At 59.6% G+C, this 13,109-nt stretch carries 13 protein-coding genes; 10 read left to right on the forward strand and 3 right to left on the reverse strand.

Annotated features, from left to right (window positions below):
• Positions 1-58: 58 nt before the first annotated feature.
• Complete coding sequence (locus tag DMP06_RS04880) at positions 59-766, reverse strand: molecular chaperone TorD family protein (protein ID WP_245962385.1); 708 nt, start codon at positions 764-766, stop codon at positions 59-61.
• A 246-nt stretch (positions 767-1,012) separates the two neighbouring features.
• Here DMP06_RS04880 and DMP06_RS04885 point away from each other — a divergent pair, with 246 nt between their 5' ends.
• A complete protein-coding gene (locus tag DMP06_RS04885; RefSeq protein ID WP_245962386.1) occupies positions 1,013-2,725 on the forward strand; it encodes a response regulator transcription factor in 1,713 nt (570 codons plus the stop codon).
• A gap of 60 nt (positions 2,726-2,785) precedes the next feature.
• On the opposite strand, the gene DMP06_RS04890 is transcribed toward DMP06_RS04885, so the two are convergent.
• Entirely contained in the window at positions 2,786-3,526 is a 741-nt protein-coding gene (locus tag DMP06_RS04890) for an SGNH/GDSL hydrolase family protein (RefSeq protein ID WP_123208625.1), read from the reverse strand.
• Positions 3,527-4,044: 518 nt separating this feature from the next.
• On the opposite strand from DMP06_RS04890, the gene DMP06_RS04900 reads away from it, so the two are divergent.
• Entirely contained in the window at positions 4,045-4,491 is a 447-nt protein-coding gene (locus DMP06_RS04900; RefSeq protein ID WP_123208627.1) for a MerR family transcriptional regulator, read from the forward strand.
• Positions 4,492-4,571: 80 nt separating this feature from the next.
• Here DMP06_RS04900 and DMP06_RS04905 read toward each other — a convergent pair whose 3' ends face one another.
• Positions 4,572-6,002, reverse strand: a complete 1,431-nt coding sequence (locus DMP06_RS04905; RefSeq protein ID WP_123208628.1) for a sodium-dependent transporter — start codon at positions 6,000-6,002, stop codon at positions 4,572-4,574.
• 193 nt (positions 6,003-6,195) lie between these two features.
• On the opposite strand from DMP06_RS04905, the gene DMP06_RS04910 reads away from it, so the two are divergent.
• From DMP06_RS04910 to groL, 8 genes are all read left to right on the forward strand, one after another.
• Positions 6,196-6,468, forward strand: a complete 273-nt coding sequence (locus tag DMP06_RS04910; RefSeq protein ID WP_123208629.1) for an ACT domain-containing protein — start codon at positions 6,196-6,198, stop codon at positions 6,466-6,468.
• Between the two features lie 187 nt (positions 6,469-6,655).
• A complete protein-coding gene (locus DMP06_RS04915) occupies positions 6,656-8,020 on the forward strand; it encodes a PFL family protein (protein ID WP_123208630.1) in 1,365 nt (454 codons plus the stop codon).
• 100 nt (positions 8,021-8,120) lie between these two features.
• On the forward strand, positions 8,121-8,636 hold the full coding sequence (locus tag DMP06_RS04920) for a GNAT family N-acetyltransferase (protein ID WP_123208631.1): 516 nt from the start codon (positions 8,121-8,123) through the stop codon (positions 8,634-8,636).
• 153 nt (positions 8,637-8,789) lie between these two features.
• Complete coding sequence (locus tag DMP06_RS04925; protein WP_123208632.1) at positions 8,790-9,836, forward strand: TrmH family RNA methyltransferase; 1,047 nt, start codon at positions 8,790-8,792, stop codon at positions 9,834-9,836.
• Positions 9,836-10,099 carry a hypothetical protein gene (locus tag DMP06_RS04930; RefSeq protein ID WP_123208633.1) on the forward strand — a complete coding sequence of 88 codons (264 nt, stop codon included), beginning with the start codon at positions 9,836-9,838 and terminating at the stop codon, positions 10,097-10,099. Before DMP06_RS04925 ends, DMP06_RS04930 begins: the two co-directional genes overlap by 1 nt.
• The gene (locus tag DMP06_RS04935) at positions 10,092-10,568 is read left to right on the forward strand and encodes a low molecular weight protein-tyrosine-phosphatase (protein WP_123208634.1); all 477 of its coding nucleotides are present in this window, start codon (positions 10,092-10,094) and stop codon (positions 10,566-10,568) included. Before DMP06_RS04930 ends, DMP06_RS04935 begins: the two co-directional genes overlap by 8 nt.
• Positions 10,569-10,813: 245 nt before the next feature.
• Positions 10,814-11,104 carry a co-chaperone GroES gene (locus DMP06_RS04940; RefSeq protein WP_123208635.1) on the forward strand — a complete coding sequence of 97 codons (291 nt, stop codon included), beginning with the start codon at positions 10,814-10,816 and terminating at the stop codon, positions 11,102-11,104.
• 124 nt (positions 11,105-11,228) lie between these two features.
• On the forward strand, positions 11,229-12,857 hold the full coding sequence (gene groL, locus DMP06_RS04945; RefSeq protein WP_123208636.1) for a chaperonin GroEL: 1,629 nt from the start codon (positions 11,229-11,231) through the stop codon (positions 12,855-12,857).
• Positions 12,858-13,109: the final 252 nt, after the last annotated feature.

The following is a 13,109-nucleotide window of genomic DNA, read 5'->3' on the forward strand; positions in this document are numbered from 1 at the left end:
GCCGGTGCGATTCGGCTTTCTGCCGCGAGTGGTGCGTCCTCGGGCCTCGCGGCCGGCGTTACGCCGATGCGGCTGAGGCGCTGGCCAGAGCCTCCTGGCGGGCGCGGATGCCGATAAGCGCATCGACGAGCGCCAGATAGAACAGCCCCTCGTCGCCTAGCGCCATCAGTTTCGTGCGATACGATCCGAGCCAGGCGAGGCGCTCGATGCAGAAGGTCTGCGCTTCGGCGGCCATCCCCGCCTCCAGCATCGTGGCGATGAGGTCGAGCTCGATGGCCAGGTGGTCGGGCGTGGAGGCGAACTCATCGGGAATCGCGATGCCCATGGAGCGCATGAGGTCGCGCATGTAGAGGGCGGAATCTCCCAGGTAGAGCCCCGTGCGGCCCGCGAACGGCCCGTCGCCCGGCTTGCTCCACGCGGTGTAGAGCGACTCCACGGGCACCGTCGATTGGGGCAAGCCGCCCGTGAAATGCCGGGCAGAAAACGACGTTTTCTCATCGTGGGTAGGTGGGGTGAACAGGGCGCGCACTTCCGTTTCGGCGAGAAAGTCGGAGAGGGGCTCGCCGCGGCGCGCGCGTCCTATAGGGGGAAGCGTTGCGCCCAGAGGCCTCTCGTCCTGAAGGAGGCTGCGGGCGCCGGAGAGGAAATCGGACCACGAGGCATCGGCGCGGATGGCGTTCCATTCGTCGCGCTCGACCGGGGCGAAGCAGCATGCGAACGTCGCGAACGTCATGGCATCGTTCATCATCGTGACCCCCTTTGGCATCTGTTAATCCCTTTGATACCGCGAGTATGGCGCATGACGCGTGGTCGTCTGTCCTCTCCTTGGGATGAATTTTTCCCATAAAATCCCAGGTCGGAAATGTCATCTCCTCTTTCATCTCAAACAGATGACACGATATGCGAGGCATGCGCTATCATTAACAAGCTTTATTTCGCGCACGATGGGACATCGGCGGCGCTTAGGTGCCGGCGAGTGCGTGCGCAGTGTTTTTTCAGAGGGGGCGTCCTGATGGGCGAAGGGGCTATGCGCATCGCGGAAACATTTCGGCAGTATTCCTCGCTTGCTCCGGGAATCGTAGGTCTCGCGTGCGCTCGCACCGGCATTGTGGTTTCGGCGGCGGGCAGCTATCTCAACACCGACGAAGGCGTATTCACCGACGGCGCGATGGCGCTGGTGTTCGTGTTCTTTTTCGCGATGGCAGCGGTTCTGTTCAAAACGCGTTTCGTGTTTCAGAAGCGTTTGATTAATGTGATTGCGCATGTGGCGGTGGCGCTCGAATTCGCGGGCGTGTTGATCATGGGCATGCTTCGCGCAACGGGCAATTGCACGTTCCCTTCGCGGTTTACGCTTTCCGCGCTTGTGAGCGCGGCTGGCATGGTGGCAATCGCCTATTGGCTGCGTCGGGCACGCGGTGCGAGTATGTCCACCGCGGCGGTGCTCGTGTTCTCGGCGATTTTCCTGAGCGAGGTCGCCGTATTCGCGACAGTGTTCCTTCCCGATGGGGTGCGCTGTCTTGCCGTGGCGCCTCTGGTGATAGCCCAGATTGGCTGCATCCACTGGGCGCGGCATCGGGGCAACGCCTCGGATCTTCCCACGCCCACGCGCGCAGACGACTATTTCGCCGTCATGACGACAGGCGCTACCAACCGCCGCTTTCTTGCTGCGTGCGTCGTGGGCATCGTCGCCGTTTCGCTGGTTATCGGCTTTTTGCGCGGGTTCCCCGACGGCAATCCGGTGCCGTTTTGCATGCCCACGCGCATCGCGTGCTTCCTGCTGACCGAAGCGGCGTGCGTGGCGTTCGTCGTTGCGACGCTGCGCCAGCGCACGCGCGTCATGACGGTGGGCATCTGGGTGGTCATGCAGTTTTTGGCGGCGTTCACGTTGGTGCTGTACACGGCGTTTCCGGGGCATCTGGATGTGGGCGCCATCACGGCGACGCTGCTCAATACGCTCATGGGCGCGTTCGCGTATTACATCGTGCTCGCGTTCATGTCGTCGGGTTGGCGCGATCCGTTCTATTACGCCATCACCATTTGGGGCACGTGGGTGTTCTCGCGAGCAATCGGCCGGTTCGTCCTGCTCAACGTGATGCCCATGGGGCACAGCCATTTCACGGGTACGGTCATTAGCCTGATGCTGCTGGTGGCCACGCAGGTGGTGTTCATCAAGCTTATCGAGGTTGCAGAATTCGCGGTGCGCTACGGCGGTGCTAATTCCATTGCTGGCGGTCGTCGCGGATCTTTGCTGGCAGGGGGTGCGGCTCTCGCCGCCAACGGCGATGCCGTGGACGAAAGCGCTGCGAATAACGCAGGTGAACCTCTGAATGCTGTGGCGGTTCCCGGCCACGATGGCAATGCTGCTGGTGTGACGTGGGAGGATGCCACGCGTCACGAAACGCAATGGACGGGCGATATGAATGCGCCGAAGCCCAGTAGGCTGGAGCGTCTGCTGGGTCTTGATAATGATTCGGCCGTCGCCGACGTGCAGAGCGCCGTCATGCGCCATCATGCGCAGAGGATGGGCGAGCAGTTCCTGCTGTCCGAGCGCGAGGTTGAGGTGCTGGCGTTGTACGCGTCCGGTATGACGCAGAAACGCGTGGCCGAAGAGCTGCATATTTCGCAGACCACGGCGCATACCCACATCGGCCGCATCTACACCAAGACGGGGCTGCATTCGCGTCAGGAGATCCTCGACTACTTCAAGCAGTACGCCGACGCGTGAGGCTCATGATTGCTGTCTGCGGATGTGTTCGTAGCAGTTTTTCGAAGTACGTGAAACGGATTACATACTCTCTTTTTCTGCCAAGATTCCCAGGCGTCTGAGTTCAGTGATCCATAGGGCGGCGATTTGTGCATGGCCTTGTTTGTTGGGATGCAGGTCGTCTTCGACGTCGTAGGCGGGACCACCTGCGGCTGCGGCAAGGTCAGCGACATCCGCTCCGCATTCGGCGGCCACAAAGCGGATGCGTTCGTTGAATTCATCAAGAGGGGTCAGATATGACCACTTCTCGTCGAATGACCAGGTGGGGTCAAACGCCTTGCGAGGTTTAAGCACGGTGCCGCACACGATGTGAGCGCTAGGGTAGTTCGCCTGCATACGACGGAGCATGGTGGCGTAGGCCTCGCGGAACGTGGGCTCTTCGGGCGATTCGGCATAATTTCGGTCGCACGGCACCGCGAACCCGAAATCGTTCACGCCGATATACACCAGAATGATATCGGGGCTGATGGTTGCTGCGGCGTCCGGATTGGACGGCGCTCCGCAGGCGGTCTTTCCCAATGCGCTCGTGCGATCGATGCCGCTTGCGCAGGGGAATTCCTCGCCCGTCACTTGGCTTCCCGAGTAAGAGTTGTTCACTAGCAGCTGAGCGTCCAGCGCCTCGATTACCTGCATCCACCAGGTGTCGCGCACCGATTCCAGATTGTTGATTGCCCGCTTCTCGGCGGTGTAGTACAACTCGTGCCCTTCGGGGATGAATCCTTCGTAAGTGGAGATCGAATCGCCCATGATGGATATGTTCACGCTGGTTCCTTACGTCGGCATACAGACATCACCGCTCATTGTGCCATGTTGGTGCACTATTTCGCGGGCGAAAACGTGAATGACGCCATTGTCAAAGGAAATAAGTTCGCGCAACCTCATGGTATCGTCTGGGTGACATCACATAAAAGTGCTTTGCGGTTGCTGTGGCACAACGCTTCGTTGCTGGACCTTTTACGATTGGCGTACGGGCGCGCTGCCGATATGCGCGAGCAAAGTGGCTCAATCGGTCGCTCGGCATCTGATTTGCGATGACTTTATTGTGAAGTCACTTTATAATGGAGGCATGAACCGCGATGACCTCAAGGCGAGATGTGGTGAAATACTTTAAAGATAGGGGCTTCTGGTCTGTGGGAGGAACCAAGCACGAGAAGTTTACTAATGGGAGCGTCACCATTCTGATTAAGCGCCATAGGGAAATCGAGGACGAGGTGTTTTATCGCCTGAAAAAGCAAGCAGGTCTTAAATGAGCATCGGCAACGTAAGGAACGGGGGCCGTTATGCAACGTACCTATGAATTCGAACTGTGGCGCGGGGAACGACAGTGGATCATTGCATCGTTTGATCTTCCAGAAGCCATAACGCAGGGCGAAGACGTCCAAGACGCATGCGAATCAGCGGCGGATGTGCTGCGCGAGGTGTCGCGTGATGCGATGATGCGCGGCATGTCGTTGCCCTCTCCCACATTTGAGAACGAGCCGCGCAATGGCGGAATTCGCGTTATCGTATCGGTGGAAATTGGTCTGGACGAGGTGGCAAAAGTTTCCGCCACTGAGGCGGCTCGGTTGCTCGGGGTCTCGCGGAGCAGAGTGACCGCCATGATTGCGAGCCGCCATTTGGATGGATGGCGCGAAGGGCGCAACACGTGGGTGACGTGCGCGAGTATTGAAGCGCGTCTGGCTGACGCTCCGACTCCGGGTCGTCCAAGGAAAGAGGAAATGGCGTAAAAAGAGGGAGCCGAAGCTCCCTCGTTCATGCTTGGATGTGGGCCAGCTTCCTGGCGTTCTGGATGTTTGCTTCGATGGCGTTACGCCAGTCCCAGCCAAATTTGGAACTTAGGCAGGTATCCCATCACGAAGATGACCACCATCAGCACGGGGATGCAGTACTTGATCCACACGTAGCTCCACGAGGCGAACTTCATTCCCTTGCCGGCATCGGCCTCGTTGATGAAGTTCTTCCAGCCCCAGCCGTAGCGGCTCGTGCAGAAGATCACGTAGAACAGGCCACCCAGCGGCAGGATGTTGTTGGACACGATGAAGTCCTCGAGGCTCTGGATGTCGCCGATGCCCGGCACCTGGAAGCCCGACCACAGGTTGAAGCCCAGGATGCAGGGGATGGACAGCACGATGATGCCTACGGCGTTGATGGCAACGGCGCGGCGGCGCGACACGTTCCACTGGTCCATGGTGAACGCGATGATGTTCTCGAACACGCCGATGACGGTGGACAGCGCCGCGAAGCTCATGAATACGAAGAACAGCGCACCCCAAAGCTGGCCCAGCCACATCTGGTTGAACACGCTGGGCAGCGTGACAAACACCAGGTTGGGGCCGGAATCGGGGTTCACGCCAAAGGCGAAGCACGCGGGGAAGATGATGAGGCCCGCAAGCAGCGAAATCATGGTGGAAAGCCCTGCCACGCTCACGGCCTCGCCGGTCAGGCGACGGTCGCGGTCGATGTAACTGCCGAAGATGGCCATGCCGGACGCGCCGATAGACAAGGTGAAGAATGCCTGGCCCATGGCGGCGTACACCGCATCGCCGAAGCCGTTCTCGATCATCTTGCCGAAGTCGGGCATCAGGTAGAACCTCAGGCCCTCGCCAGAGCCGGGAAGTAGCACGGAATTGACCGCCAGGATAACGATCGCCACGAACAGGCATGCCATCATCACGCTGGTGATGCGCTCCACGCCTTTCTGCAGGCCCATGCCGCAGATGCCGAAGCCAATGACGCAGATGAGCAGCATCCAGAGGAACATCTGCAGCGGATCGGCCTGCATGGCGGCGAACACCTCGCCGGTGGCGTCGGGCGCCACGCCGTTGAGCTCGCCGGCGGCGGTCTTGAACGCGTAGGCCACCATCCAGCCGGCCACGGTGGTGTAGAACATCATGAGGATATAGTTGCCCGCGAACGCGAACCACTTATACCAGTGCCACTTGGTGCCTTTGGGTTCCAGGATGTCGAAGCTGCGCGCACAGCTTTTCTGGCTGGCGCGGCCGACGGCAAACTCCATGACCAGGATGGGCAAGCCCAGGATGGCCAAAAACACCAAGTACAACAGCACGAATGCCGCACCGCCGTACTCGCCGGTCACATAGGGGAAACGCCACACGTTGCCCAGGCCGATGGCGCAGCCTGCGGAAATAAGGATGAACCCGATGCGCGAGGCGAACTTCTCGCGCGGCTGGCCAGCGCCGCCTTGCGTAGCGGGGGAGGAATTGTCGCTCATGTCCATAACTCCAGAAACTCTTATTGCTGACGTTCAAGCGAATCGTCTTTCCGGCTTCTGCTCCGGTTTGGCGTTGCGCCATGCACAAGCGCAAGCCGGAAAGGCGGCACAAACGACACATTATAGGTCATTCGCCGCGTTTTCGCGCCGCTATGCTAGACTAAAGCGGTTTCAATTCCTCGTTAACAAGGAGCGTCGCATGGATAAAGCGATCATCACCGTGGTCGGGCAGGACACCGTAGGCATCATTGCACGCGTGTGCACGTATCTCGCCGACCACAAGGTCAACGTGCTCGATATCTCGCAGACCATCATCGATGGGTTCTTCAACATGATGATGATTGTGGACGTTGCGGCGGCCGACAAGGATTTCGACGCCGTGGTGGAAGATCTCGAGCAGCTTGGCGACCAGATTGGCGTACGCATTCGCTGCCAGAAGTCTGAAATATTCGAAAAGATGCATCGCATTTAGGGTTTCGCCGGGGAGGCGGAGAGGTCCCCGGCGCACCCGCAATGCTACCGCTCGCTTTGCTCGCTATGCGCATTGCTCCGGTGGCCCGTTTTTGACGAATTTGAGCCACCGAGTGTCGCCGGGGCCTCTCCGCCTCCCCGGCGAAACCCTCGCATGCGCATGTCATTCCGATGAAAGGTATCCTCCGATGATCAACATTATGGAGGTCCATGAGACCAATAAGATGATCGAGCAGGAAAAGCTCGATGTGCGTACCATCACCATGGGCATCAGCCTGCTCGACTGTGTGAGCAATGATGTAGATGAGCTGTGCGACAATATTTACCGCAAGATTACCACCTATGCGAAAGACCTGGTGGTGACGGGTGATGCCATCGAACGTGACTACGGCATCCCCATCGTGAACAAGCGCATCACCGTGACGCCTATTTCGCTGGTGGGCGCCTCGGCGTGCAAGACGAGCGAGGATTTCGTCAAAATTGCCCATGCTCTCGATCGCGCGGGCAAAGAGGTGGGCGTCGATCTGCTGGGTGGCTATTCGGCGCTGGTGAACAAGGCTATGACCCCGGCCGAGGAGCTGCTCATCCGCTCGCTGCCGCAGGCGCTTTCCGAGACCGATATTGTGTGCTCCAGCGTGAACGTGGGCTCCACCAAGACGGGCATCGACATGAATGCCGTCGAGCTTCTGGGTCATGTGGTCAAGGATATCGCCGCTGCTACCGCCGATAACGACTCCTATGGCTGCGTGAAGTTCGTGGCCTTCTGCAACGTGCCCGACGACAATCCGTTCATGGCCGGCGGCTTCCACGGCGTGACCGAGGGCGACGCCGTGATTAACGTGGGCGTTTCCGGCCCCGGCGTGGTGAGCCGCGCGCTGGACGAGGCCAAGGGCAAGGATTTCGAGTTCCTGTGCGAGACCATCAAGCGCACCGCGTTCAAAATTACGCGTGTGGGCCAGCTGGTGGCGCAGGAGGCAAGTCGTAGGCTGGGCATCCCGTTCGGCATCATCGACCTGTCGCTGGCGCCCACACCGGCTGAGGGCGACTCCGTGGGCGAGGTGCTGGAGAAGATTGGCCTTTCCCAGGTGGGCGCGCCCGGCACCACGGCGGCGCTCGCCATGCTGAACGACCAGGTGAAGAAGGGCGGCATCATGGCGTCGTCCTACGTGGGCGGTCTTTCCGGCGCGTTCATTCCCGTGTCCGAGGACAAGAACATGATCGAGGCGGCTGCTAACGGGTGCCTGACCATTGAGAAGCTTGAGGCTATGACCTGCGTTTGCAGCGTGGGCCTGGACATGATCGCGGTGCCGGGTGACACGAGCGCTGCCACCATCAGCGGCATCATTGCCGACGAGGCCGCCATCGGTATGGTGAACCAGAAGACCACCGCGGTGCGCATCATCCCTGTGGCGGGCAAGGGCGTGGGCGAGATGGCCCACTTCGGCGGTCTCATGGGATACGCACCTATCATGCCGGTGAACCAGGCAAGCTGCGAGGCGTTTGTCACCCGTGGCGGACGAATTCCCGCGCCTATTCATTCGTTTAAGAACTAGGATTCTTTCAGAATGTATAAGCGTAAAAAATAGTAAGTATCTTTTTACTACTAAGGGCGAGTCGACTTTCGGACTCGCCTTTATCAATGGAGGGCAAAGCATGGCATCTCAAAATACGCAGGCAATCGGGGTTCGTTTGTTCACATCTTCCGATGTTCCCGCGATGCGCGAGATTTGGAATCAGGTCGTCATAGATGGGCGCGCGTTCCCGCAAGAAGACGTGCTCGCCAGCGACGCCGAGGCGGAGGAGTTTTTTGCGTCGCAGACGGAGACCGCTGTGGCTGTGCAAGATGGCGAGGTCCTGGGCCTCTACATCCTGCACCCCAACAATATCGGGCGTTGCGGGCATATTGCCAACGCGAGTTATGCCGTGGCGCGGGAGGCGCGCGGCAAACACGTGGGCGCGGCGCTCGTGACCGACTCTCTCCATCGCGCCAAGGCGTGCGGTTTCCGCGTGCTGCAGTTCAACGCCGTGGTTGCGTCCAATGCGTCGGCGCTCCACCTTTATGAGAAGATTGGCTTCACACGCTTGGGCGCCATTCCCGGTGGCTTCCGCAATATCAACGGCGAATACGAAGACATCTACCCGCACTACTATGATCTGACTACGCTCTAGTGGAATCTTCTTTTTCTCACATTTGCTCACATTTTCTAACATGATACATTGTGAGAAAGAAGGCGCCCATTCATGCAACGGGGTATTCATGCGCGTGCCTGCGTGGCAGGCGCAGTCTATCACCGCTGATTCAATGGCAGGCAGGAGGCTTCGATGCCCTATATCCATATTGATTCGCTTGATGACCCGCGTTTGGATGCGTATGCGCGTCTGACTGAGGCGCAGTTGCGCAATAAGCTGGAGCCCGAGAAGGGAATCTTCATCGCCGAGAGCATCAAGGTGATTGAACGTGCGCTCGAAGGCGGCATGGTGCCCGTGTCGGTTCTGATGACGCCACATTGGCTGGATGCGGCTGCCGACGTGGTGACGCGCATTGAAGCGGCGGGCGTTGCGGCAAAGGCCAACGAAAGGACCGGGGCGGCCGCGGGATTCGGCAGCATTGAGGAAAGCGATGAGGCAAAGGTAGCTGGCAACGCTGAAGTGACCCGTACGGCTGAAGGTGCAGGTGATGCTGAAGGAACTTGCGCGGCCGACGACGGGGTGCCCATATTCGTGGCGCCCGAAGACGAGCTCAAAAAGCTCACGGGTTTCGCGCTTACGCGAGGCATTCTGTGCGCCATGCGCCGTCCGCAGCTGCCGAGTGCGGAGGAGCTCATCGATCAGATCGCGCGCGAAAAGTCTGCCGCGATGGGTTGTGTGCCGGAAGATGTGCGTCTGCGCGTGGCCGTGCTGGAGGGTATTGTCGACCACACCAATGTGGGTGCTATTTTCCGCTCTGCCGCCGCGTTGGGTGTGGATGTGGTGCTGGTCACGCCTACGTGCTGCGATCCGCTGTATCGTCGTGCGGTGCGCGTGAGCATGGGCACGGTGTTCCAGGTGCCGTGGACGCGCATCGGCGAGAATGTGCACGAATGGCCGGCGGCAGGGCTTGAGCGCCTGCATGCGCTGGGTTTCAAGACGGCAGCCATGGCGCTTTCTGATGACTCAATTCCCCTGGGTGCGTCGCAACTTGCTGCATGTAACCGTCTGGCGCTGGTCTTCGGAACCGAAGGCGATGGCCTGGCGCAGCAAACCATCGCCGGCTGCGATTACACGGTACGCATTCCCATGAAGCACCACGTGGACAGCCTTAATGTTGCGGCCGCCAGCGCGGTGGCATTCTGGGAACTCTGTGGTTGTGAAGAGATAGTAAGTATCTAATGGAGACTACCAATCAAAAAGAATGTATAGATAAAGCAGCGTCTCAGGCGAGCGAATTCAACGTCGACGATTTGAAAGAGGCCCAGCGTCAAATCGATTCCATTCTCCATAAGCTGCGTGCGACGATTGTCACGTTGGAATCGAAAGGCCATCCCGAACGCTATAAGTCGCAGATCACGCTCGCCAAGCGTCGCATCAAGGCGCTTGAGATCGCGAATGAGCTGATAGGGCGCGAGCTAGAAAAGGAATATACCCATGCATAGAATCATGTTTGTGTGCCACGGCAACATCTGTAGATCAACCATGGCAGAATTCGTCATGAAGGATCTGGTGGAGAAGGCGGGGCGCGCGGATGAGTTCGTCATTGCGAGTTCGGCCACCAGTACCGAGGAAATCGGCATGCCGGTATATCCCGGCACCAAAAAGGTGCTGCGTGCTCACGGCATTTCCAGCGACGGCAAACGTGCGGTGCAGCTGCGTGCGGACGACTATGACAAGTACGACCTGTTTGTGGGCATGGATTCCGCCAACATCCGCAATATGCGTCGCATGCTGGGCGGCGACCCGGCGAACAAGGTGCGCAAGCTGCTCGAATTCCCCGAAGGCGTGACCACCGATGCCGCATCCGACGTGGCCGACCCCTGGTATACGCGCGATTTCGACACCACTTACGACGACGTGCTCCGCGGCTGCACGGCGCTGCTCGAAGCGCTTTCGCCTGCAGGAGAATAAAGCGACCCTCGTTCTTCCACTGGAGGTTTCTCCATCTTTCGCAACATTTAGTCAACGGCACTTAGATTTTCTGCAAAAGGGGTTGAATCCCAAAGGCTGGGTGCTAGTATAGCCAACTGTTAGCACTCGATGGGTTTGAGTGCTAGCACTCAGAAGCCGCGACGAACAATCGCATGCGTCTTTAAATGCGATGCTCGTTGCGCACGACCGCAAGGTAATAAAAGGCAACAGGGAAAGGACATTCCATGAATCTCAAGCCTTTGGGAGATCGCGTTATCGTCAAGCGCGACGAAGCTGAAACCACCACCGCGTCGGGCCTCATCCTGGCCTCCACCAGCAAAGAGAAGCCACAGAGCGGCATCGTGCTGGCTGTGGGCGAGGGCAAGCTGGACAAGGACGGCAATCTGATTCCCATGCCGGTCAAGGAGGGCGACCGCGTGCTGTACGGCAAGTACGGCGGAACCGAAATCACCGTCGAGGGCGAGGAAGTGCTCATCCTGCGTGCCGACGATCTGTTTGCGGTTTACACCGACTAACGTTGCGATTGCGAAGCGCTCGCGGCTCCAAATCGTGGCTGGAGCGACGACGATTCGCAAGTAAGAGCTGATTTGTAATCAGTGTTCACTTAGTAAGCTAGTTTCCGAAAGGAAGTTTAAGAACATGGCTAAGGAAATCAAATTCCAGTCTGAAGCCCGCAGCGGTCTTGCCGCCGGTGTTTCCAAGCTTGCTGACGCCGTCAAGGTGACGCTTGGCCCCAAGGGCCGTTACGTCGCCCTCGAGCGCAGCTACGGCGCTCCCACCATCACCAACGACGGCGTGACTGTCGCTAAGGAGATCGAGCTGGAGGATCCCGTGGAGAACATGGGTGCCCAGCTGGTGCGCGAGGCTGCCACCAAGACCAACGACGGCGCGGGCGACGGCACCACCACCGCCACGCTGCTCACCGATGTCATCGTGAACGAGGGCCTGCGCAACGTGACCGCCGGCGCCAACCCGCTTGCCGTGCGTCGCGGCATCGAGAAGGCCACCGAGGCCATCGTCGCCCAGATCAAGGCCGACGCCATCCCTGTGTCCGGCAAGGAGCAGATTGCTGCCGTCGGTACCATTTCCGCTGGTGACGAGTCCATCGGCAACAACATCGCCGAGGCTATGCAGATCGTAGGCACCGAGGGCGTCATCTCCGTCGAGGATTCCCAGACCTCCTTCGGTGTGTCCATCGAGACCGTTGAGGGCATGCAGTTCGACAAGGGCTACGTGTCGCCCTACATGGCCACCGACATGGAGCGCATGGAGGCCGTGCTGAAGGATCCCTTCATCTTGATTACCGACCAGAAGATCACCTCCATCCAGGATTTGCTGCCGCTGCTGGAGAGCATCAACCGCTCCGGCCGCCCGCTGCTGATCATCGCTGAGGACATCGAGGGCGAGGCCCTGGCCACCATCCTGCTGAACAAGCTGCGCGGCATCCTCAATGTGGTCGCCGTGAAGGCCCCTGGCTTCGGCGATCGCCGCAAGCGCATGCTGGAGGATATCGCTATCGTCACCGGCGCTCAGGTTGTCACGCCTGACTTCGGCATGACGCTGGCCGATGCCACCATCGACATGCTGGGCACCGCTAAGACCGTCAAAGTCACCAAGGATGACACCACCATCGTCGATGGCGCTGGCGACAGCAAGGCGATTGATGACCGCATCGATCAGATCAAGGCCGAGATCGAGAATTCCGACTCCGAGTTCGATCGCGAGAAGCTGCATGAGCGCCTGGCCAAGCTCAAGGGCGGTGTCGCGGTGCTGCGCGTGGGCGCTGCCACCGAGGCTGAGCTCAAGGAGAAGAAGAGCCGTATCGAGGACGCTCTGCAGGCAACCCGCGCGGCTGTCGAAGAGGGCATCGTTGCTGGCGGCGGCGTGGCTCTGCTGCACGCGCTGCCCGCTCTGAATGGCGTAGAGTGCGCGAACCATGACGAGGAAGTTGGCGTTGCCATCATCCGCAAGGCCATGGAGGCGCCGCTGCGCACCATCGCCCAGAACGCTGGCTTCGAGGGCTCTGTCGTGGTTGAGAAGGTCAAGGGCATGGCGAAGGGCGAAGGTCTGAACTGCGCCAACGGCGAGTTTGGCGACATGATTGCCATGGGCGTGTCTGACCCAGTGAAGGTCACCCGCACCGCTCTGCAGGCTGCCGTTTCCGTGGCTGGCCTGATCCTCATCACCGAGGCGACCGTCAACGAGATTCCCAAGGAGGGTCCGGATCTGTCCGCCCTCGCGGGTGCCGGTGCCGGCGGCATGATGTAATGCGTTTGCATTAACCATAGAACAACGCCATTCAAGGCGGCGGCCATTCGGTCGCCGCTTTGTTGTTTGGCGGCAAAACGCATGCGATTCTGCGTTGTTCCGCATCGTGGAACACCCGTGCCGTACGGCGGTTTGGGGGCGTTGTGGGGCATCTTGCGGCTCTTTAAACTTCGGGTCATACAAGCCCGCAGGGAGGCGGGCGGGGTAACGCGCCAGATGCTTGAACGCAAGCGAGGGGCGTGCCAAGCCGCA

The organism is Slackia equolifaciens, assembly GCF_003725995.1.
GTDB classification, from domain to species: Bacteria; Actinomycetota; Coriobacteriia; order Coriobacteriales; family Eggerthellaceae; genus Slackia; species Slackia equolifaciens.